The organism is Bacteroidota bacterium, from assembly GCA_013360915.1.
Classification (GTDB): domain Bacteria; phylum Bacteroidota; class JABWAT01; order JABWAT01; family JABWAT01; genus JABWAT01.
The window spans coordinates 338,651-359,727 of record JABWAT010000001.1 but is presented as its reverse complement, the minus strand read 5'-3'; the positions used below and the strand labels follow the sequence as shown (position 1 = coordinate 359,727).

Below are 21,077 nucleotides of genomic sequence, written 5' to 3'. Positions count from 1 at the left end.
GCAGTTCCGTTGATATGATGGAAAAATTTATCTACCTTTAAAGTTATTTTCGACGGAGATATACATGCAAGCCGGAATCCATCCAAATTATCAGGAATGCCAGGTAAGTTGCCTGTGCGGAAACTCATTCAAGACACGTTCCACCAACAAAGAGCTGAAAGTGGAAATTTGTTCAAACTGCCATCCATTCTTTTCCGGTGGAAAGGATCGTCTGATCGATACCGCCGGCCGGGTTGAAAAGTTTAACAAGCGGTACGCTGCCGCCCAGCCGAAAAAGTAATACCAGATGCAGGAAGGATGGACAGACGTCCATTCCTTCCGTTTCTGAATTCTGCCAGCCGGCCCATCCATGCTTTTTGGTCTTTTTGACGACCCCGCTGTTTCCCGATTTTTTCCTCTTACTTATTCCCGTTCATTTGCTCATTTACGCACGGGTCCCCTTACACCTGCCGACCATTTGCAGGTTCTGACCGGTCATCGGTTCTGGGGAGTGAAACCAACCTCGCATCTGGCCGCTTTCTATCAGCATACCGGGCAATTGCCCGTGTTATTTGGTGAACCTGTTTTATTTATCAACAGCCGGGTTCGTCATCTTGAACAGGTTCTTGCTCATTGTTCAGAGCTGAGCGGATCTGGAATGGCACTGACCAATGATGCCGATCTGATCGCCGTGGTAGTTGGTCCGGATCAGCTCATGGATTTTTTCCTTGCAGAGGATCCAACCCGTTTTGTGCAGAAATCGGAAACAATTTCTGCCGGATTATTTAACCACACCTGGGAAGTGGTCCTTGATAGCGGACTGGCCATCGAAGATCAGGCCGGGCTTCTGGCCAGATCGGGGAGATTCAAGGCATCCGGATCGGTTTACAGGGGTGCCACCATGGGTGATCATGAGTTATGGATTTCGCCATCGGCAACTATTCATCCCTTTGTAGCCTTTGACTTACGGAAAGGTCCTGTCTTTCTGGATGACCAGGTGGAAGTCATGTCTCACAGTGTCCTTTCCGGGCCGCTTTATATCGGAGCTGGTTCGAAAGTAAAGGCGGGAAGTACCTTCTACCCGAATACCATCATTGGTCCGGTTTGTAAGGTGGGTGGGGAATTGGAAGATGTGATCATTCAAGGTTATTCGAACAAACAGCACGCCGGATTTCTTGGACACAGTTTTATCGGCAGCTGGTGCAATCTTGGTGCCGATACCAATAATTCTGATCTGAAGAACACCTATGCACCGGTCGATATCTGGGAAAATGGAAAAATGGTTTCTACCGGATCTCTTTTTATGGGTCTGATCATGGGGGACCATTCCAAAACCGGAATTAATACCATGCTGAATACCGGATCGGTCATTGGCTTTTCTTCCATGGTGTTTGGTGCCGGTTTTCCAGACCGCTTTATCCCTTCCTTTCATTGGTCTGCCGATGGAAAACTGATTCCGTTCCGATTAAACAAAGCCATTGAAACAGCCCGTGCCGTGATGGGCCGCCGGTCTGTCCCCTTCACAGATGCCGATCAGACTTTATTCGAGGACATCAGGAATCTGGCCGTCCTGGAGCACAAATCCTCTTCATGAAAACATTTCGCTCGGTATCCCTTGATATAATTTCCGGTTTCTTTAACCGGCCCGGCAAACTTACCACTCTGATTGATCAGCACCGTCAGCAAAAAAAATGGCCTGCTACCTGGCATGGACAGGTTCAGGAATCGGTTCTTGGAACCATCCGGTTGTATCAGCCGATTGGTGATCTCCTGCGGTCCCGTCTGAACAAAACCCCTCCGCCAGATATAGACCGGGCGCTTCATCTGGCCGTTTATGAATTGTTTCAGATGGATTCGATACCCGCTTATGCTACGGTCAATTCCTGGGTTGATGAAATTAAATCGAGAAAACCCGGTCTGGCCGGTCTTGCCAATGCCGTCCTGAATGGAATCTCGAGAGAGGTGAAACCGGAGGATTTTGTTAAAACCTGGTCTGAGAATCTTCCAGAGTGGTTCGGGAGTGATTTTGAAAAGGTTGGCACGCCCGCGAGTAGGGAAGACTGGACGAGATATATGAGCACCCGTCCGGTTCAATGGGCGGTGGACTGGTCAGACAGTGAAAAGCTGGTTCGCATTGAAGATGTTCCGGCGGCCCTTCAGTCCGAAGCCTTTCTTTCAGGAAATCAGCAATTTATTGACCATTCCTCCTGGCTGGTGGCCGATTATGGCTATGATCCATCCTCAACTTCACTCATCGATGCCTGTTCAGGACCTGGCGGTAAACTGATAATCTGGGCTAAACGATCCGGAACCAGTCTGAAAACTCAGGCGATCGACCTGAACCGTGGACACCTGGACCGTCTGAAATCGAATCTGAAACGACTGAATGTGATGGGTGAGGTGTCGGTCCATCAAACCGATCTGATGGCGTTTAATCCGGAAGAACAAGTTGATACTGTGTTGCTCGATGTTCCTTGTACGGGTTCGGGTGTCATGAACCGCAAACCGGATATCCGGTTTAACCGGTCGGAAAAAGACCTCAGGGATCTGATTCTGCTGCAGCGGTCTTTTCTGGACCGTGTTGCCGACTGGGTTCGTCCGCAAGGCCGGTTGGTTTACTCGACCTGCTCGGTACTCTGGTCTGAGAATGAGCAGCAGATTCTGGATTTCCTCTCACGCCGACCAGATTACAAACTGGAAGTGAATCAGGCATTCAGGGAACCCGCTCTGGTCACCCATATGGGATTGCGGACCGCGCCTCAGGGTCGACCACTTGATGGTGCCTGTGCCTTTATTTTAATCAGACATGCATAGTTTATCACTTAAAATTCTTGAAATGGCTGCGCTTGGCGGCCCGTTCTTTTCGAAAGCCTCCCTGATCAGATGGATTGATCGGATTGGAGAGAAAGCAGCTGAGACTGCGCTGGAAGAGGGAATTGAGAGTTTTTATCTGGGATCCTTTCAGGGAACCCATTTCTATTTTAAATCCCGCAACAAGTATGAGTCGGTTCTTTCAGGAACTTCTCTGACCCAACGGAAACGGTTCCTGAAAGAAAGACTGGAACAGACCCTTTCTCAGCGCAAGGAACCCTACGATATTCTGGCAGTCATGGCCACCCAACTCGGAGCGGTGGATGATGCGATTGGTTTCTGGAAACAATCCTCCCTAACCTATCTGGAGTTTTCGGCCTGGTTTCCGGCCAGACAGGCTTTCGAAAATGCCAGGCTGCTTCTTTTAAACCAAACACTTCCTTCTGATCTGAAATCATTGGAATCCATCATTGAACTGATGATCACCGAGTTTTCATCGATGGACATGCTTGAATTGAAAAAGCGGGATCGTGAACAGCTGTACACCTTTCCGGTGACGGTCAATGATCAGATTCAACTGACCGTTAGTAAATCGGCCGATCAGCCGGTACCGGAACTTGAATCCATGCAAAAAGCCTATATCCAACACACACTTGATCAGGTTGGCGGAAATAAAACCCGTGCAGCACGTTTATTGGGAATAAACCGTACCACGCTGATCATGCGAATGAAAAAAATGGGAATGATGTAACATGAAAATGATTATTCCGATGGCCGGGAAAGGAACCCGCCTTCGTCCTCATACGCATACCACACCGAAACCGCTCATGATGGTTGGTGGGAAAATCATGCTGGGCGAAATTCTTGATACTCTCACGTCGACATCCGATCAGCGTTTCGAAGAAATTGGTTTTATTCTCGGAGATTTCGACAAGGAGGTTCAGGCAAACCTGAATCAGTTGCTGACCGGATACAACATCCGGTCGTCGTTCTTTCTACAGGACCCGCCTCTTGGAACCGGACATGCCATTCATCAGGCGAAACCGCTTTTAAACGGTGAAGTGCTGGTGGCCTATGCAGATACCATTTTCGATGCAGATCTTTCCGGTCTTTCTGATCTGGATGCCGATGGGGTGATATGGGTGAAGGAAGTGGAAAATCCGAAAGCCTATGGTGTGGTAGTTGAGGAAAACGGGATAATCACCCGGTTTGTCGAAAAACCCACCGAACCGGTATCAAATAAAGCAATTATCGGAGTCTACTATTTCCGGAAAGGCGAGGAACTTGCAAAGGAGCTGGATGCGCTGATTGCAGAAAACCGGACCGTCAAAGGTGAATATCAGTTGACGGATGCACTGGAAGCACTGGTCAACCGTGGATTCAGGTTCAGAACCCGAACGGTCCGTTACTGGCTCGATTGCGGGAATGTTCAAAACCTGCTTGATACCAATCGGTTTCTGCTCGGAATGAACCGTCATCAGGCCCCCGCCTCGCAGGTCGAAAATTCGGTGATCATTCCACCTGTTTTTCTGGCACCGGGTGCTGTTGTCCGGAATTCAGTAGTGGGTCCCAATGTTTCGGTGGGAAGTGGCACCACCCTTGACCAGTGTATACTCAGTAACAGTATTATCAATGATCACTCCAGACTGAGTCTGGTTACGGCCAAAGATTCGATCGTTGGCCGTAATGTGTCGGTTGAAGGACCGATCAGGAAACTCAATGTGGGTGACCATACCGACATCATCAATTAAACAAAAGAACAAACCATGAACCGCGAACAAGTAATAAAAGCACTCAGCAGGGTAAATGACCCGGACCTTAAGCAGGATCTTGTAACTCTGAACATGGTGAAGGACATCCGGATTGAGGGATCCTCCATCCAGGTAACGATCGATCTTACGACACCGGCCTGCCCCATGAAAGAAAAAATCCAGGAAGATTGTGTCAGAGAAATCAAAGCAGAAACGGGTTCTGCTGATGTACAGGTGAACATGACTGCAACCGTCACTTCAAAGGTGATCGGAAACCACTCACTTCCCGGTGTGAAGAACATCATTGCGGTTGCATCCGGAAAAGGTGGGGTGGGCAAATCGACCGTTGCGGTGAATCTGGCCGTATCGCTGGCCACGAGCGGTGCACGTGTAGGTTTGATTGATGCGGATATTTACGGTCCATCCATTCCGATCATGTTCGATCTGAAGGAAGAAAAACCCGGAATTGAGGATGGTAAACGGCTGGTGCCCATTACCAAACATGGAATAAAACTGATGTCCATTGGTTTTCTGATTGAGCCGGGACAGGCAGTGATCTGGCGCGGACCCATGGCCTCCAGCGCGTTGAAACAGTTTATCACCGATACCAATTGGGGAGAACTGGATTATCTGATTGTGGATATGCCTCCGGGAACCGGAGATATCCAATTAACGCTGGTTCAGACGATCCCGATCACCGGATCGGTCATTGTTACCACCCCACAGGATGTGGCCCTTTCCGACGCAGTCAAGGGAATAGCCATGTTTAAAAACGTCAATGTACCCTGTCTGGGAGTCATTGAAAACATGGCCTATTTTATCTGTGGTCACTGCGGCGAGCGGGAAGAGATTTTCTCGAACGGTGGCGGAAAGCGGACATCTGAAATTCTTGGTGTGCCATTTCTGGGAGAAGTGCCCATTAATACCCAACTCCGTAAAACCGGTGATGAGGGAACACCAATCGGAATATCAGCACCTGCCTCCCCCATGGCAGTTGTTTTCAGTGACATTGCCGGACGCCTTGCCCAGCAGGTTGCCATCCGGAATTCTGATTCTGAGGCCACCAAACCAGTGGAGATCATTTTTAAGTGACGAAACCGGTAAAGGAACTTGTTCTTGAAGCGTTGGGCCTGGTTCGTCCGGCCCTTCAGCAAGATGATGGAGATGTCGAACTGGTTTCGGTCAGTGACGATGGAATCGTTGAAGTGAGGCTGCTTGGTAATTGCCGGATCTGCCCGCTGAGCAGCATGACCCTCCGTGCCGGGATACAGGCAACCATCCGCCGGATGGTCCCGTCGATCCGGCGGGTCGAAGCGGTACCCTGATCAGGTTTTCAGGATAACCTGCTGAATGGCGCGGTCCTTTAACTGGAAAATCCGCTGCGGAAATTTCCTGACGATTGAATAGTCATGAGTGGCCATCAGGATGGTGGTCCCCATGGCATTGATCCGAAGAAGCAATTTCATAATATCTTCTGCCACCTCGGGATCAAGGTTTCCGGTAGGTTCATCGGCGAGAAGAAGAAACGGTTCGTTCACCAATGCACGGGCAATTACCACCCGTTGCTGTTCACCGCCGCTCAGTTCCCGGGGCATGCTAACCTTTTTATGAGCCAGCCCGACCTCGGCCAAAACCTTCTGCACTCTGGTTTCAATGTTTTTCCGCTTTTCTCCTGTTACCTCCAGTGAAAAGGCCACGTTATCGAAAACGGACCGGTCCGGCAACAATTTAAAATCCTGAAAAACCACTCCCAGCTTTCGTCTGAGATGGGGAATTTCCCGCCTGGCAATAGAAGTGACCTGATAATCCAGAAAACGGATGGTTCCATTATCCGGAATGTGGTCACAATAAATGAGTTTCATTAAGGTGGTTTTACCCGTTCCAGATTGACCCACCAGATAGATAAACTCACCTTTCTGAATGGTAAAATTCAGGTTCTGAAACACAATCTGACCATCGTAACTGGCCTGAACATTGGAAAAAGTCAGCATGGTTTTTTCCTGATAATGGCGTGAATCCGCTCAGAATTGTTGCGGGCTTTCACGCCGGGTTCGAACTCGTGAATCCAGGCTTCTGCTGCCCAGCCGGTTACTGACCGGATGATTTCCTTCATTTCGGGAAGTTTGTAGGGACGTTCCCTGTGGAATTCTGTAAAAATATCATGGCCCCGGTTGAATCGGAATTCGGTGGTATGGATTCCCGTTTCGGGGTTGTAAACCGACAAACGCTGGTACCCGCCCGATTCATCCTCAATAATTTCATCGAAATCTTCGGGTGCATTGTTGATAGAATTGGCAGGCGTTGTGAAATCAAATATGTACAATCCACCAGGACGAAGCACCCTGCACACTTCTGAGAAAACAGCTCTCACACGATCGGTTGTAATGTGGTAATTGATACTATCGAATAAATGCAGCACGAGATCGAAACGGTCAGAGGCAAATGGCAGCAGTTCAGAGTCAGCTACTGTGAAAAAGCTATGCTGTCCGGAATCAGCCATTTTCATTTGCGCCCCCTGCAGCATCATCAGGGAAATATCGGTGGAAACATAGGATTTTATTTCAGGCCGGTCAAAAAAGGACCGGAATGAACCGGTACCAGCTGATAGTTCCAGAACAGTGGATGGGGACTGATGGGCATGGAGATCGAGCATTTCCTGAATCACGCCAGCCCAGATATCGTATGGGACAAACCGGCTGGTCTGGTCATAAATGCCAGCTGTCAGCGGAAACGGATCCTGATAACTCATACCTGATGGCGTTTAGACAGGACGTGTAAAGCCAGTCGGGCGGCTTCACGGGTCGATGAAGGATTGGCAAGCCCCTTACCCGCAATATCATAGGCCGTTCCATGGTCCGGGGATGTCCGGACAATCTGACTGCCGGCCGAAAAGTTAACGCCAAGATCCATCCCGGAAAGTTTCAGAGGAATGAGTCCCTGATCATGATAGGCAGCCAGAATTCCATCGAACCGGGAGTACTGTTTGTTACCAAAAAAGCCATCTGAAGGGAAGGGGCCTTCCACGTTCAATCCGTCAGCCCGTAATTCTGCCAATGTGGGTTCCATGACAAGTTTTTCTTCGGTACCGATGGATCCATCCTCTCCCGCATGCGGATTGAGTCCGAGAACTGCAATGGCCGGTTTTTCGATTCCGAAGTCGGTTCGGAGGCTTTTTTCAAATGCGAGGGTACGCGAACGTATCCGGTCGGGTGTTATGGCCTGTGAGACTTTCATGATGGGGATATGAACGGTCAGCAATGCCACACGCATCTGGTCATTGAGCAGAATCATGAGCGGTTCGGCTTCTTTCAGCAGCAGACCGATCAGTTCTGTATGTCCGGCTACCGGAGAGCCGGCGGCTATGAAGCTTTTTTTATTTACCGGCAGCGTTAACAGCGCCGAGAAGGGGTCTTCTTTGGTTAATTGTACAGCCGATTGGAAAGAAAAGAAGGCGAGTTTCCCGGCCTGCACAGAGAATTGGCCGGGTTGGTAGAGATAATCCGGATTAGATTCTGTGGGATGAAAAAACAGGCCCGTTTCCCGTTGTGTTTGTTTAAACGCCCGTGCCGGCCACCGATATAAGGCGGTCAACTCCTGAGGGATACAAAGAATCACCTGTGCCTGGTCTGCAACCGCCCTTAATGCCGGTTCTGCAATGTCGGGTCCAATGCCATTGGGATCGCCGCAGGAAACATAGAGCCGGGGAATCATGGTCCGGTTTTCTGAAGGGTATAATCCCCTTTGCCACTTAAGTCAACAAAAACAAACCGTTTGCCGGGTGTTGAGTAGTCCCAGATTTCTCTGGGAGGCTGATTGGGAGGCGTTTCCTTCTTTTGGGTTTTGGGTGCCCCGTTGAGTATATAAACTTTTCCCCGGTCTGTTCTCCATCCCGGATTTCTTGAGGTTCCGAAGTTAGCCCAGGTATAATCGACCCGACGGTAGTATTCATGTAAAAGTTCGTTATAAGTCGTTCCCGGACTTGGATCCCGTTCCTTCCAGAATTTTCTGAATGCACTGATCCGCTTTTTAGCTGAACCAGAAGAGAGGTCATCATAGACTTTATCAGAAACGAGATACTTCAGAACCCGGGTGGCAACATCCAGATCATATAATGAAAAAGGCATGTCCAGCCAATTGACGTTAAAGAAGATGGTATCTGCTGCGGTGGGACCAATGGTTAGTCCGTACTGACCGGCATCAAGTTTGGAAAAATCGAGTCCGGCCCGCACTCCGGTGACTTTTACCCGGTTTTTTTCATTCAACCGGATGGTCTTGGTCTCAAGTGGATTGAACTGCAGATTCATCATAGAATCGACAGAAGCGTATTCTTTCTCTCCCGGCAGTTTATGAAGGAGCCCCACTTTCCAGTTTCGAAGATTCAGAGAATCGCTTACGGAGAGGAACAGATAGGCCGGCTTGCCCAAAACCACCGATTTCTCAAAGTTAACGGGTTTGTACCAGGTTGAATCGTCTTCAAGAATCCAGACATTATCCACCGAGGTGGTTTTTTGCTGGCGGATTACTTTCCGGATGGTAGAGGGAAAAATCTGTTTGTTGTTGTTCAGATCGGTAACCTCGAGGTTTACCACTGCTGGCCGGGAGGTGGCAGGGAACTGGATGGAACCGGTCAGAAACTGATACCGGTTCTGCGAATCCCGGATGGTTGAAACCACTTCTGAGAAGTCTTCTGAAAAATTATAGAAACTGCTGTCAGTTCCCTTAATCTGAATATTCAGGCGGATTTTGGCCTGGTAGACCGGAGTCTGGTCTGGGCCGGTGGTGTTTACAAATGCCAGGTAATCATTTGATATTCTGAAATGATAGCTGACCAGACCATTTCCTGAATCTGGACGGATCCAATTCACTTCCTGAAAAAACAGCGGGCGGTTCTGCCGGAAGATGATCTCATCGAGACGTTGCTGGGCCGATGAGGAAACAGGTAACAGCCAACCAGCCAGAGCGAGTAAGGCCAGATTCCTGATCACTGACGGTCCTTCAGATACTGAACAAGCAGCCTGACACCAAAGCCAGTCCCGCCCTTTGGAAGGTAATGGTCACCGGACTCCAGATAGCTGGGCCCGGCAATATCGATATGTGCCCATGGCTGTGTATCATCGACGAATCGCTGAAGGAATTTTCCGGCCGTGATGGCCCCGGCATTTCTTCCGCCCACATTCTTAATATCTGCAACATCCGATTTAATTTGTGGTGCATATTCATCGAAAAGGGGAAGCGGCCACACACGTTCATAACTGGTTTTTCCGGCTTCCTGAAGAGCAGTCTGCAGTGGTTCCTGATTAGACATTAATCCGGCTGCCTGCGTTCCGAGTGCGACCACACAGGCGCCGGTCAGGGTAGCGAGATCAATAATGGCAGCAGGTTTATACTGCTTTGCGTAATGCAGGGCATCTGCCAGAATCAGCCGACCCTCGGCATCGGTGTTATCCACCTCTACAGTGAGACCAGACAAGGTGGTGATGATATCTCCCGGACATTGAGCAGTACCGGAAGGCATGTTATCGGTTGCGGGAACCAGAGCAATTACATGACCTGTCAAACCAAGACGGGCAATGGCATCAATGGTGGCAAGAACGGCGGCGGCACCGGCCATGTCGCCCTTCATGTCGCCCATTCCGGCGGATGGTTTAATGGAAATACCGCCGGTATCGAACATCACACCTTTTCCAACCAGAGCAACAGGTGCCTTGTGATAACCTTTGCTCTTGTATTCAGCGATGATAAAAACAGGTTCATTTGCCGATCCTTTATTGACGGCAAGCAGTCCACCCATTTTCAGGGATTTGATTTTCTTTTTATCCAGTACCGTGCATTGGAATCCGGATTTTCCGGCACGTTCAGACACTTCCTTTGCCAGTCCCGTTGCAGTGAGATCATTTGCAGGACGGTTTACCAGATTTCGTGCCCAGATCTGGCTGTCCGTCAGAATTTCAGCTTCGGCAACCACCTTTTTGACCACAGAGTCTTTCACGGTTGACTGATACAGGAAAACGGATGATAATGAAGTCTTTTTGCGGTCAGATTTAAACAGATCAAACTGGTAAAGGCCAAGGAAAAATCCTTCTGCAAACGCCCGGACCTGATCTGCATCCGGGGAAAGTCCGGTCAGGTCAATACCGAGAGTACCGGTATCTTTTCCCCTGACCTGGCGTGCGACGGTTGCGCCAGCCCTACGGAATCCTTCTGTCGGGTGACCATTCACCGTTTTGAATTCGGTCAGGATGGCCAGCTTTGCAGGGACCTCATCAGAGGCCGGAATCCAGCGGAGTCCATCACCAGCCAGTGCGGGAAGCGATTTTCCCCAGCTTACCAACGGTGCATGGGAGCTCTTGATAACAGGTTTTTTTCCTTCTGTCGTAAAAAAACCAACCCAAAGATCAGTTGGTTTGAATGAAGCGTTGGATTTGAGGGTCATCAGACCGTTTCCTCCTGAAGAATATAAGGTTCTGCATCGGCAATAAGACGGGTTATGGCAAGATCAGAAGTATCGGCAAGTCGTCCACCGGATGCATTTTTATGTCCGCCTCCGTTATACTGGTTGGCCAGACGGTTAACATCAATATCACCTTTGCTTCTGAAAGACAGTTTAAAGCCATAAGGTTGTTCGGTTATCAATATTCCCATGACGGTGCCTCTGATTGATAGCAGATACCGGACAAATCCTTCTGTGTCCTCCAGTGTGGCCCCAAACCGGTCAAAATCGGCCTTCCGGATAACGGAGTAAGCCAGTTTTCCGTCGTATGCCAGACGGATCTGACTCATGAACTGACCTTGCAACTGAATGGAAGAAACAGTGCGTTGTTCATGTACTGCTTCATAGATGAAGGAAGGATCGGCACCACTTTCCAGAAGAAATGCTGTTTTCCTGTGAACGGCGGGAGTGGTTCGGGGAAACCGGAAACTACCGGTATCAGTCAGAATTGAGGTGTAAATACCGGCAGCAGCCATGTTGCTGACCGTCTGCAGTCCGGAATGAAAAGTAATAAAATCATAAACCATCTCACCTGTGGCACAAGCGTCGGTGGATATACACAGCAAATCGGCAAAGTCACCCGGATTGAGGTGGTGGTCGATGATGACGATTTTGCCTTGGGTCTTTTCTACAAAAGGTCCCATTTCCTGTAACCGATCTAACTGGTTGCAATCAAGAATGATGATGCAGTCAGCGGTTTCGATGGGGTGGGTATGAATGGAGGTGTTGAATACTTCATACCTGGAATCAGGATTCAGATAAAAAAACGTGTCGGGAAGGGGAGAAACATTGATAATCCGAACCTGTTTTCCAAGCGAATCGAAGTAATCAAACAGTGCGGCCTCAGCACCAAGGCCGTCGCCATCAGGCCGTACATGCGTGGTCAGAATAATTTTCTGAGACCCGTCAATGAGGTGTTTGAGTTGAATCCAGTAATTTTCCATCATACTTAAAGAGCCCTTTCGGGCTCTTCCTTTCAGTTATTTATCCAAACATCCCCGTCATTCAGCAGGTCGGCCAGTTTACCCGGACCCTTTTTTGCCTGTGCGAGTTTGATCTGATTTTCCAGACCCAGTTCATAACAAGGACGCTCAACATCGCGGTAAACACCAATGGGGTGGGGGAAACCAGCATTACGGTTCATTCTTGAAAGAATGGTGGCCCAGGTTGTATCCTTTGCTTTTTCATCATGAACAGCGAGATCATTCACGGAATATTTTCCGTCGGTGAGGTTAACCACCTCTGGCGAAAAACCATCCATCCGGATTCCCTTGCTGTTATCTTTTCCAAAGACGAGGGGTTTTCCGTGTTCAAGATAAAGGACGTTATCTGGTTTGGTGTCTTTATCGGTCAATGCTTCAAATGCACCATCATTGAAAATGACACAATTCTGGTAAACTTCCAGGAAACTGGTCCCTTTATGACGGTAGGTTCTGCGGATCATTTCCTGCAGATGCTTGGTATCACGGTCAATTCCGACCGCAACAAAGGCAGCCTCGGCACCCAGTGCAATGGAGGTTGGTTTCAATGGGGTATCAATTGAGCCCATGGGGGTCGATTTGGTCACCTTGCCAACTTCAGAGGTCGGCGAATACTGACCCTTGGTCAATCCGTAAATTTCATTATTGAACAGAATAATGTTCAGGTCAAAATTACGACGGATGGTATGAACAAAGTGATTTCCACCGATGGAAAGACCATCACCATCACCGGTGACAATCCAAACACTCAGATCGGGATTAGACGCTTTCACACCCGAGGCAAAGGCCGGGGCCCGTCCGTGGATGGTGTGCATTCCGTAAGTATTCATGTAGTATGGGAACCGCGAGGAGCAACCAATACCCGAAATGAATACAAAATTTTCTCTTGGAACACCGAATTCGGGCAGAGTCCGCTGAATAGCGGCCAGAATGGCATAATCACCACATCCTGGACACCAGCGAACATCCTGATCCGAAACAAAATCTTTTGCTGTCAGTTTTACCGTTTCCGGATTTTGAACGACTTCAGACATAATTAACCTTTCAGCACTTCCTCAATCTTCGATTCAATTTCAATGGCCTTAAAGGGCAGGCCCTGTACCTTATTCAGCTGGATGACCGGGGTCAGAAACTGGTTTCTGAGCAATCCGGCCAATTGACCTGTATTCATTTCAGGAACCAGGACTTTCTTATAGGACGACAGAACACTGGCGACATTTTTTGGCATGGGATACAGGTATTTCAGGTGCATATGACTCACCTTTTTCCCCGATTTTCTCATGGTTTCAACAGCTTTTCTGATGGAACCGTGTGTACTGCCCCAACCCACCACCAGAAGATCGCCTGATTTGTCTCCGTACACATCTGCATCGGGAAGTTCAGCAGCGATGGCTTCCACCTTCGATTTCCTTAAATACACCATCTGATGGTGATTCTCAGGGTCATAGCTGATGTTTCCGGTGATATTGGCCTTTTCGATTCCGCCGATCCGGTGTTCGAGTCCCGGTGTTCCGGGTTTGATCCACGGACGGGCATTGAATTCATTGCGGCTGTAGGGGGATTTCCCGTTCTTTTCTTTCAGAAAATCCACGTGGATGTTTTCGAATTTTGCAGGATCGGGCAACAGCCAGGGTTCGGACCCGTTGGCGAGATACCCATCGGACAGTAAAATGACCGGAGTCATGTACTTGGTGGCCAGACGGACAGCTTCCATGGCCATGTCGAAACAATCGGCAGGGGTTGATGCTGCCAGAACGGGCATGGGTGCTTCACCATGCCGGCCGAATATGGCCTGATTCAGATCGGACTGTTCGGTCTTGGTTGGCAAACCGGTTGAAGGTCCGCCGCGCTGGATATTGACAATGACGAGCGGAAGTTCGGTCATCACTGCATAGCCCATGGCTTCTCCTTTCAGAGAAACACCGGGTCCTGAGGTGGTGGTGATGCCCAGGTGACCTGCAAAGGAAGCACCAATGGCTGAGCACACCGCGGCAATTTCATCTTCCGCCTGGAACGTTTTTACCCCGAAATTCTTCATTTTGGAAAGTTCATGCAGAATATCAGAGGCCGGGGTAATCGGGTAACTTCCAAGAAACAAGGGAAGTCCGCAACGATGGCTGGCCGCAACCAGACCGATGGCAAGTGCAGAGTTACCTGTGATATTCCGGTAAGTGCCGGCTGGTAATTTTGCCGAGGTAATTTCGTATTTGACCTGAAAGGCCTCGGTGGTATAACCATAATTATAACCTGCCTTCATGGCGGCAATATTGGCTTCTATCAGGTCGGGTGTTTTTTTGAATTTATCCTTGATCCAGGCAATGGTCGGATTCATATCACGGCTGAACAGCCAGAAAATAAGTCCGAGTGCAAAAAAGTTTTTGCAACGATCAACTGTTTTTGCCGGAAGGTTTTGTGCTTCCAGGGCCATTTGGGTCAATTGATTGATCCGGACTCTGAAAACACGGTATTTGGTCAGGGATCCGTCCGTAAGCGGTGATTCATTGTATCCGGCATACTTCAGGTTTTTTTCAACGAATGCATCTTCATTTGCGATGATGACGCCATTGGGATCCAATTCCCGCAGGTTGACTTTCAGGGCAGCCGGATTCATGGCCACCAGTACATCGCAACGGTCACCCGGTGTATAAATTTTAGACGACCCGATATTCACCTGAAAACCGGAAACACCGTAAAGCGTTCCGGCCGGCGCACGGATTTCGGCAGGGAAGTCTGGCAAGGTAGCCAGGTCATTTCCCATAATGGCCGATACATTTGTGAATTGAGTTCCTGTCAGCTGCATACCATCGCCGGAATCGCCGGCAAAGCGGATGGTGACACTTTCAAGTACTTTAACTTCTTTTTCCATGGTTTGTTCTTGCTGAGACATTAGACGTTGGTCCTGGTGGTCTGTGGTGGAGTAAACAGGTGGTTCCTTGGAGAAATTCCCATGCAAATATCAGTCCGGCCTTGATTAAATCAAAGTGATCACAGAAAGCCGTGACCGGCTGGGTTTTGGTTATTTTGCAGAAAAAAAAAGGGGGATTCATTTCCCCCTTCTTCAGTTAGCTATTTTCAGGCTTCAGTGGCAGTTTCTGCTGCCCGGACACTGACCGTCAGGTCAGCTGTGATGTCCTGAAACAGTTTGATGGATACCGTGAAATCGCCGGTGTGGTTAATGTGACCAGCCGAAATTTTCCGCTTATCAACATTGAACCCTTTCTGTCCAAGCGATTCAGCAATATCCTGGTTGGTGACCGACCCGTGAAGTTTTCCTTCATCCCCGGCCTGCCGGACAAATTCCAGCCGGACTGATTCCAACTGGGATTTGAGGCTTTCAGCAAGGGAAACATTGTTGGCGCGTACTTTTGCGAGACGCTTTTTTTCGCCTTCAATGGCCTTCAGGTTACGCTCATTGGCGACAATGGCAAATCCCTGAGGAACCAGGTAGTTCCGGGCAAAGCCATCTTTCACCTTTACCACATCACCGATGGTTCCGAGTCCATCAACTTCCTGTTTTAAAATCACTTTCATTGGTGTGCTCCTGTTGGTGGGGTATTAGCGTACATTGGTTGAAACAAATGGCAAAATCGCCAGATGACGGGCACGTTTGATTGCTGCGACCAGGACCCGCTGATGATAGGCGCAGGTTCCGGTAATACGGCGGGGAATAATTTTTCCCTGCTCGGTAATAAACCGGTACAGACGCTTTTCATCGCGATAATCGATGTAGATCGTTCCATTTTCGCAGAAACGGCAGATCCGTTTAATATTGGTTTGTGTTCTGATAGCCATGATAACTTACCCTTTCCGTTCTTTCTCGGCCAATTCGGCAGCATAGGATGCTTCTACTTCAGCTTTTTTGATTTCCCGCTCGCGGTGATAGGCGATCTTTTTATCAACCACAATGGTCAGAAACCGAAGGACATAATCATCAAGCTGGAGAGCACGTTCGATTTGCGCAATGCTTTCCGGAAGGGCATGATATTCAACAGTGACATAATAGCCGCTGTGCTTTTTCTGGATCGGATAGGCGAGACGTTTACGGCCGATCCGGTCAGTTTTTACTAACTGACCGCCGTGTTCCTTAATGAACTCATCAAATTTTACCACCGTTTCTTCGATGGTCTGCTCTTCAATCGCAGCATTGATGATGTAGGTCGTCTCGTAATGGTTGGTTGTCGCTTCCATATTTACCTTTGGACCTTAGGGCCTTCAGCTGTATGCTGAAAGCAGGTGATTGGATGGCTGGTTGATTTAACTGAACCAGACCCGGCAGCCATCCGGCACCGGATCCGGCTTTTTTCTTATAATAAGGGTGCAATAACCAGGGCAACCACCGACATCAGTTTGATGAGGATGTTCAGTGAAGGACCAGCCGTATCCTTGAAAGGATCGCCGACGGTATCACCAATTACAGCTGCCTTGTGAGCATCAGAACCTTTTTTCACCATTTCACCATTGGCCAACCTGAAACCACCTTCAAATGATTTCTTGGCATTGTCCCATGCACCACCGGCATTGGACATGAAAATGGCAAGACAGACTCCGCTGACGGTCACACCGGCCAGCAGTCCTGCAAGGGCCTCTTTACCCAATAATAGACCAAAGGCCAACGGAGCAAGGATGGCCAGCAGCCCAGGAAGAATCATCTGGCGGATGGCTGCCTGGGTCGAAATATCCACACACTTGGCATATTCAGCTTTTACCCCTTCCTTACCTTCGAGCAGACCGGGGATTTCACGGAACTGACGACGGACTTCCTTGATCATGTCCATGGCGGCACGACCAACGGCCTGCATGGCCATTGAAGAGAACAGGTAGGGAAGAACTGAACCGATGAAAAGTCCCGCAACAATACGGGGATCGGCCAGATTGATTCCTGCTTTAATATCAATTTTAGCGGCGGTCATATAAGCCACAAAGAGAGCCAGAGCGGTCAGGGCGGCAGAAGCAATGGCAAATCCCTTACCGATTGCAGCTGTGGTATTTCCGACTGCATCCAGTTTATCGGTTTTTTCACGGACCGATTTTTCAAGACCGGCCATTTCAGCGATTCCACCTGCATTATCAGAGATCGGACCGTAGGCATCAACGGCGAGCTGGATTCCGGTGGTGGAGAGCATACCAAAAGCAGCAATGGCCACACCATACAGACCGGCGAGGTTATACGCACCGACAATTCCGGCTGCGATCAGGAAAACGGGAATGGTGGCCGATTGCATGCCGACCGCCAGGCCTGCGATGATATTGGTGGCCGGACCGGTAACGGATTGTTCAACAATGCTGTTTACCGGACCTTTTCCGGTGGCACAATAGTATTCGGTCACCAGACCAACTGCAATACCAATAGCCAGACCGAAAATGGTGGAAAGGAATATCCCCATAGAATTAACCTGAATACCGGACATGGTATCGATAAGTGGTGCAGTCGGCCACATCATGTCTGTAATAAAATAAGTTCCGATCAGCATGACTGCGCCGGCACCGAAGGTTCCAATGTTAAGGGCTATCTGAGGATTGCCGCCTTCTTTAACACGAACGAAAAAGGTTCCGGCAATAGAGGCAAGAATACCCACACCACCTAATACCAGCGGAAGAAGGATAGGAGCAAGACCATTGTACTCGGGAGAGGCTGCCACAATGGCTGCACCGATCACCATGGTACCAATGATGGCACCGATATAGGATTCAAATAAGTCAGCACCCATCCCTGCCACGTCGCCGACGTTATCGCCCACGTTGTCTGCAATAACGGCCGGATTGCGGGGATCATCTTCGGGAATACCTGCTTCAACTTTTCCGACCAGGTCGGCGCCCACATCGGCTGCTTTGGTGTAAATTCCACCGCCTACACGGGCGAAAAGGGCAATGGATGATGCACCAAGGGAAAATCCGGAAAGGGTATTAAGCAACCGCACGACCTGCTCATGCCAGTGATGACTGGTTTCGGCAGTGAGTTCAGCCGGGTTAATGGTAGTGATTCCAAAAATGGTTGAGTAGACGACAAAAAGTGCTCCCAGGCCCAGGATACCAAGCCCAACCACGCTCATTCCCATGACAGATCCGCCCGAGAAAGCAACCAGAAGCGCCTTGGAGAGGCCATCACGTGCTGCGTTGGTCGTCCGGACATTGGCTTTGGTGGCCACTTTCATACCGAAGTATCCGGCCAGTGCCGAAGTAAAGGCACCAATTGCAAAGGACAGAGCAACCAGCGCGCTGGAATCAGACTTACCCCAGTTTGCAAATGCCAGCAGGGCAGCTACCACAACCACGAAAATTGCAAGAACACGGTACTCACGACCCAGAAACGCCATGGCTCCTTCAGAAATTGCCTGTGCAATTTCCTTCATTCTTTCCGTTCCGGCATCCTGTCTGGCAATCCATCTGGATTTGTACCATGCAAACAGAAGCGCCAGGGTACCACCCCCGAAAATCAGGGTAAGGTACAAGGGATCAATCATGATCGTTGGCATAAAAGGTCTTCTCTCCTTATTTACTTTTTATTGAAAAAATTCATGGTCGCCGTGACACCATTTGCCACCAGAAACGGGATGGCATCAGCGGCCTTTTCAATCATCGTCTGAACGTCTGCCCATTCGTGTTTGGGGAAGGGGGACAGTACATAGTCTGCCTGCCTGCCTGGTTCAAACTGATTTCCGACACCCAACCGGATCCGGGTGAATGAATCGGTACCAAGGTGACTGATGATATCAGACAGACCATTGTGTCCGCCGGCACTGCCCGATGACCGTATTCTGACCGAGCCAACAGGGAGATTGATATCATCGGTTACCACCACGAGCCGGTCTGCAGGAATTTTAAAGTAATCACTGACAGCCCGGATGGCCTGACCACTCCGATTCATGTAGGTCAGGGGTTTCATCAGGATCACAGTCCGGTCGTGAACCCTGATTTTCAGAGTCAGACTCTGAAACTGAGAAGACCAGACAGCCACCGGAAACCGCGAAGCCACCTGGTCAATAACCATAAACCCGGCGTTATGCCGGGTTTTCAGATAGGTGTCTCCCGGATTGCCAAGCCCGGCAATCAGGAAGTCCATTATTTATCCTCTTTTTTGCCCTTGGTAATCAGCTCTGGCTCAGCAAGGCTTTGTTCAGGGGCGGCCACATGATCATCTGCCCGCTTGCGGACTACAGATACGATGGCTACTGAGGCTTCTTCCATCACCTGAATTCCATCCAGCTTGATTTCTCCGGCATGAATGGCTTGTCCGATGTCCAGACCGGATACATCGAGTGTAATGTGATCGGGAAGGTGTTTCTGATCTGCACGAACCCGGACGTGGTGGTGAATGACCTGAAGCATTCCGCCATTTTTGCTCACACCGACAGGTACACCGGTGGTATGAACCGGAACGGACACGGTAATTTTCTCATTACCGGCCACCATCTGCAGATCAAAGTGAATGCAACGATCCGATACCGGGTCGAATTGCAATTCTTTGAGCAGGGCATTGACCTTTTTTCCGCTGTCGAGGGAAAGCTCAATCACATGAGCCTGACCACCGTGGATGACCGGAAGCATCTCGGAGTTACTGACAGAAAAGTGAAGATTGGCATCACCTTTATGATAGAGCACTCCCGGAATCTGTCCGGAGATCCGAAGCTTTTTGTTGGCTGATTTGCTGATGTCGGTTCTGGTCAAGCCATTGAGTTTAATGACATCCATGGCACGTTTCCTTTTCTAACTGTTATTCAAAAAGTGATGAAATTGATTCGTCGGTATAGATCCGGTGAATGGCTTCGGCAAAAACCTCGGCGACGGACATGACGTGAATCTTTTCTGACGGTTTTTTCAGCGGAATGCTGTCGGTAACATAAAACGCAGATAAAACCGAATTTTCTATTTTCTCTACTGCATTGCCAGACAGAATTGCATGGGCAACGGCTGCCTGAACGGACAAGGCCCCCTTGGAAAGGAGGGCTTCCGCGGCATTAACCAGAGATCCGCCTGTATCAACCAGATCATCTACCAGCAATACATTCTTGCCTTCCACGTCCCCGATGATATTCATAACCTCGGCAACATTGGCCCGCGGACGGCGTTTGTCCACCACAACGAGATCGGCCTCAAGCTTCTTGGCAAAGGATCTCGCCAGTTTAATTCCTCCCACATCGGGACTGGCCACAATCAGATTCGGTATTTTCTTCTGCCTGAAATAGGGAATGAAGACAGCCGAACTGTAAAGGTGATCAAACGGAATATCAAAGAAACCCTGAATCTGCGGAGCATGCAGATCCATGGTCACCACGCGATCTGCGCCAGCCGTTGAAAGCAGGTTTGCCACCAGTTTGGCAGCAATTGAAATACGGGGTTGATCCTTCCGGTCCTGGCGTGCGTACCCAAAGTAGGGAAGGACTGCTGTCACACGGTTTGCAGATGCCCGCTTCGCAGCATCAATCAGGATAAGCAGTTCCATGATATGATCGGCAGGCGGGTACGTGGATTGGATGACAAAAACATCGCACCCACGGATACTTTCCAGGTATTGACCGGATATTTCTCCGTCAGAAAAGTTTCTGACATCTGCATTACCCAGTGGAAAACCAAGATGTGCGGCTACACTCTCAGCAAATTGCCGGTTCGACCGACCGCTGAAAATCTTGATTTTACGATGATTCATGAAGGTCAGTCTCTAGGTTGCAGCCGGTAAACAGGTTGCTGGGGCGGCAGGATTCGAACCTACGAATGTCGGCTCCAAAGGCCGATGCCTTACCGCTTGGCGACGCCCCAGTATTTTGAGAGCGACAAAGATAGAAAAGTTGATCTGTAGTGTCAATAGAAAAAGAAAAGGTCCTGGCGGGGAGACCAGGACCTTTTACTAATTGTCTGAAAAATCAATCAGATCAGGCTTCTTTGTTTTTGAGATCCTGAACTTCTTTGCGAATATCTGAAGCCAGCGCTTTCAAGTCATTCATGGCTTTACGTACCCGGGTACCGGCTGCCTTGTTACCTTTTTCATAGAAAGCAGCAAAATCTTTCTGGGCCCCTTCCAAGAGATTGCTCAGATCAGAATAGCGGTTTTTTGCCATTGGTTACTCCTGT

Annotated in this window: 23 protein-coding genes and 1 tRNA gene; 7 read left to right on the top strand and 17 right to left on the bottom strand. The window is 49.3% G+C overall.

The window, feature by feature from the left end; translation table 11 throughout:
• Positions 1-64: 64 nt before the first annotated feature.
• The 7 genes from rpmE (at position 65) to HUU10_01560 (ending at position 5,866) form a co-directional block, all read left to right on the top strand.
• Entirely contained in the window at positions 65-280 is a 216-nt protein-coding gene (rpmE, locus tag HUU10_01590) for a 50S ribosomal protein L31 (protein NUQ80278.1), read from the top strand.
• Positions 281-349: 69 nt separating this feature from the next.
• On the top strand, positions 350-1,573 hold the full coding sequence (locus HUU10_01585; protein NUQ80277.1) for a hypothetical protein: 1,224 nt from the start codon (positions 350-352) through the stop codon (positions 1,571-1,573).
• The gene (locus tag HUU10_01580; protein NUQ80276.1) at positions 1,570-2,793 is read left to right on the top strand and encodes a hypothetical protein; all 1,224 of its coding nucleotides are present in this window, start codon (positions 1,570-1,572) and stop codon (positions 2,791-2,793) included. The genes HUU10_01585 and HUU10_01580 overlap by 4 nt, the downstream gene beginning before the upstream one ends.
• On the top strand, positions 2,786-3,541 hold the full coding sequence (locus tag HUU10_01575) for a hypothetical protein (GenBank protein NUQ80275.1): 756 nt from the start codon (positions 2,786-2,788) through the stop codon (positions 3,539-3,541). The genes HUU10_01580 and HUU10_01575 overlap by 8 nt, the downstream gene beginning before the upstream one ends.
• A 1-nt stretch (position 3,542) precedes the next feature.
• Positions 3,543-4,541 carry a hypothetical protein gene (locus HUU10_01570; protein ID NUQ80274.1) on the top strand — a complete coding sequence of 333 codons (999 nt, stop codon included), beginning with the start codon at positions 3,543-3,545 and terminating at the stop codon, positions 4,539-4,541.
• A 15-nt stretch (positions 4,542-4,556) separates the two neighbouring features.
• A complete protein-coding gene (gene apbC, locus HUU10_01565; GenBank protein ID NUQ80273.1) occupies positions 4,557-5,633 on the top strand; it encodes an iron-sulfur cluster carrier protein ApbC in 1,077 nt (358 codons plus the stop codon).
• Complete coding sequence (locus HUU10_01560) at positions 5,630-5,866, top strand: NifU family protein (GenBank protein ID NUQ80272.1); 237 nt, start codon at positions 5,630-5,632, stop codon at positions 5,864-5,866. Before apbC ends, HUU10_01560 begins: the two co-directional genes overlap by 4 nt.
• Here HUU10_01560 and ftsE read toward each other — a convergent pair whose 3' ends face one another.
• From ftsE to HUU10_01475, 17 genes are all read right to left on the bottom strand, one after another.
• A complete protein-coding gene (gene ftsE, locus HUU10_01555; protein NUQ80271.1) occupies positions 5,867-6,532 on the bottom strand; it encodes a cell division ATP-binding protein FtsE in 666 nt (221 codons plus the stop codon).
• Positions 6,526-7,290, bottom strand: coding sequence for a class I SAM-dependent methyltransferase (locus HUU10_01550; protein NUQ80270.1), 765 nt, complete (start codon positions 7,288-7,290; stop codon positions 6,526-6,528). The genes ftsE and HUU10_01550 overlap by 7 nt, the downstream gene beginning before the upstream one ends.
• The gene (gene pdxA / locus HUU10_01545) at positions 7,287-8,252 is read right to left on the bottom strand and encodes a 4-hydroxythreonine-4-phosphate dehydrogenase PdxA (GenBank protein NUQ80269.1); all 966 of its coding nucleotides are present in this window, start codon (positions 8,250-8,252) and stop codon (positions 7,287-7,289) included. The genes HUU10_01550 and pdxA overlap by 4 nt, the downstream gene beginning before the upstream one ends.
• Positions 8,249-9,526 (bottom strand): GWxTD domain-containing protein, encoded by a 1,278-nt coding sequence (locus HUU10_01540; protein ID NUQ80268.1) that lies wholly within the window; start codon positions 9,524-9,526, stop codon positions 8,249-8,251. The genes pdxA and HUU10_01540 overlap by 4 nt, the downstream gene beginning before the upstream one ends.
• The gene (locus HUU10_01535) at positions 9,523-10,974 is read right to left on the bottom strand and encodes a leucyl aminopeptidase (protein ID NUQ80267.1); all 1,452 of its coding nucleotides are present in this window, start codon (positions 10,972-10,974) and stop codon (positions 9,523-9,525) included. Before HUU10_01535 ends, HUU10_01540 begins: the two co-directional genes overlap by 4 nt.
• A complete protein-coding gene (locus HUU10_01530; protein NUQ80266.1) occupies positions 10,974-11,978 on the bottom strand; it encodes a bifunctional oligoribonuclease/PAP phosphatase NrnA in 1,005 nt (334 codons plus the stop codon). Before HUU10_01530 ends, HUU10_01535 begins: the two co-directional genes overlap by 1 nt.
• Before the next feature lie 29 nt (positions 11,979-12,007).
• Complete coding sequence (locus HUU10_01525; protein ID NUQ80265.1) at positions 12,008-13,045, bottom strand: 2-oxoacid:ferredoxin oxidoreductase subunit beta; 1,038 nt, start codon at positions 13,043-13,045, stop codon at positions 12,008-12,010.
• A gap of 2 nt (positions 13,046-13,047) precedes the next feature.
• Positions 13,048-14,877, bottom strand: coding sequence for a 2-oxoacid:acceptor oxidoreductase subunit alpha (locus HUU10_01520; protein ID NUQ80264.1), 1,830 nt, complete (start codon positions 14,875-14,877; stop codon positions 13,048-13,050).
• Positions 14,878-15,083: 206 nt separating this feature from the next.
• The gene (locus tag HUU10_01515) at positions 15,084-15,542 is read right to left on the bottom strand and encodes a 50S ribosomal protein L9 (GenBank protein NUQ80263.1); all 459 of its coding nucleotides are present in this window, start codon (positions 15,540-15,542) and stop codon (positions 15,084-15,086) included.
• Between the two features lie 24 nt (positions 15,543-15,566).
• Complete coding sequence (locus HUU10_01510; protein ID NUQ80262.1) at positions 15,567-15,803, bottom strand: 30S ribosomal protein S18; 237 nt, start codon at positions 15,801-15,803, stop codon at positions 15,567-15,569.
• A 6-nt stretch (positions 15,804-15,809) separates the two neighbouring features.
• Positions 15,810-16,199 carry a 30S ribosomal protein S6 gene (gene rpsF, locus HUU10_01505; protein NUQ80261.1) on the bottom strand — a complete coding sequence of 130 codons (390 nt, stop codon included), beginning with the start codon at positions 16,197-16,199 and terminating at the stop codon, positions 15,810-15,812.
• Between the two features lie 116 nt (positions 16,200-16,315).
• Positions 16,316-18,472, bottom strand: coding sequence for a sodium-translocating pyrophosphatase (locus HUU10_01500; GenBank protein ID NUQ80260.1), 2,157 nt, complete (start codon positions 18,470-18,472; stop codon positions 16,316-16,318).
• A 32-nt stretch (positions 18,473-18,504) separates the two neighbouring features.
• A complete protein-coding gene (locus HUU10_01495) occupies positions 18,505-19,071 on the bottom strand; it encodes an aminoacyl-tRNA hydrolase (protein ID NUQ80259.1) in 567 nt (188 codons plus the stop codon).
• Entirely contained in the window at positions 19,071-19,700 is a 630-nt protein-coding gene (locus HUU10_01490) for a 50S ribosomal protein L25 (GenBank protein NUQ80258.1), read from the bottom strand. Before HUU10_01490 ends, HUU10_01495 begins: the two co-directional genes overlap by 1 nt.
• Before the next feature lie 22 nt (positions 19,701-19,722).
• Entirely contained in the window at positions 19,723-20,655 is a 933-nt protein-coding gene (locus HUU10_01485) for a ribose-phosphate pyrophosphokinase (GenBank protein ID NUQ80257.1), read from the bottom strand.
• 38 nt (positions 20,656-20,693) lie between these two features.
• Positions 20,694-20,765, bottom strand: a tRNA-Gln gene (locus HUU10_01480).
• Between the two features lie 113 nt (positions 20,766-20,878).
• On the bottom strand, positions 20,879-21,064 hold the full coding sequence (locus tag HUU10_01475; GenBank protein ID NUQ80256.1) for a histone H1: 186 nt from the start codon (positions 21,062-21,064) through the stop codon (positions 20,879-20,881).
• Between the last annotated feature and the right edge of the window lie 13 nt (positions 21,065-21,077).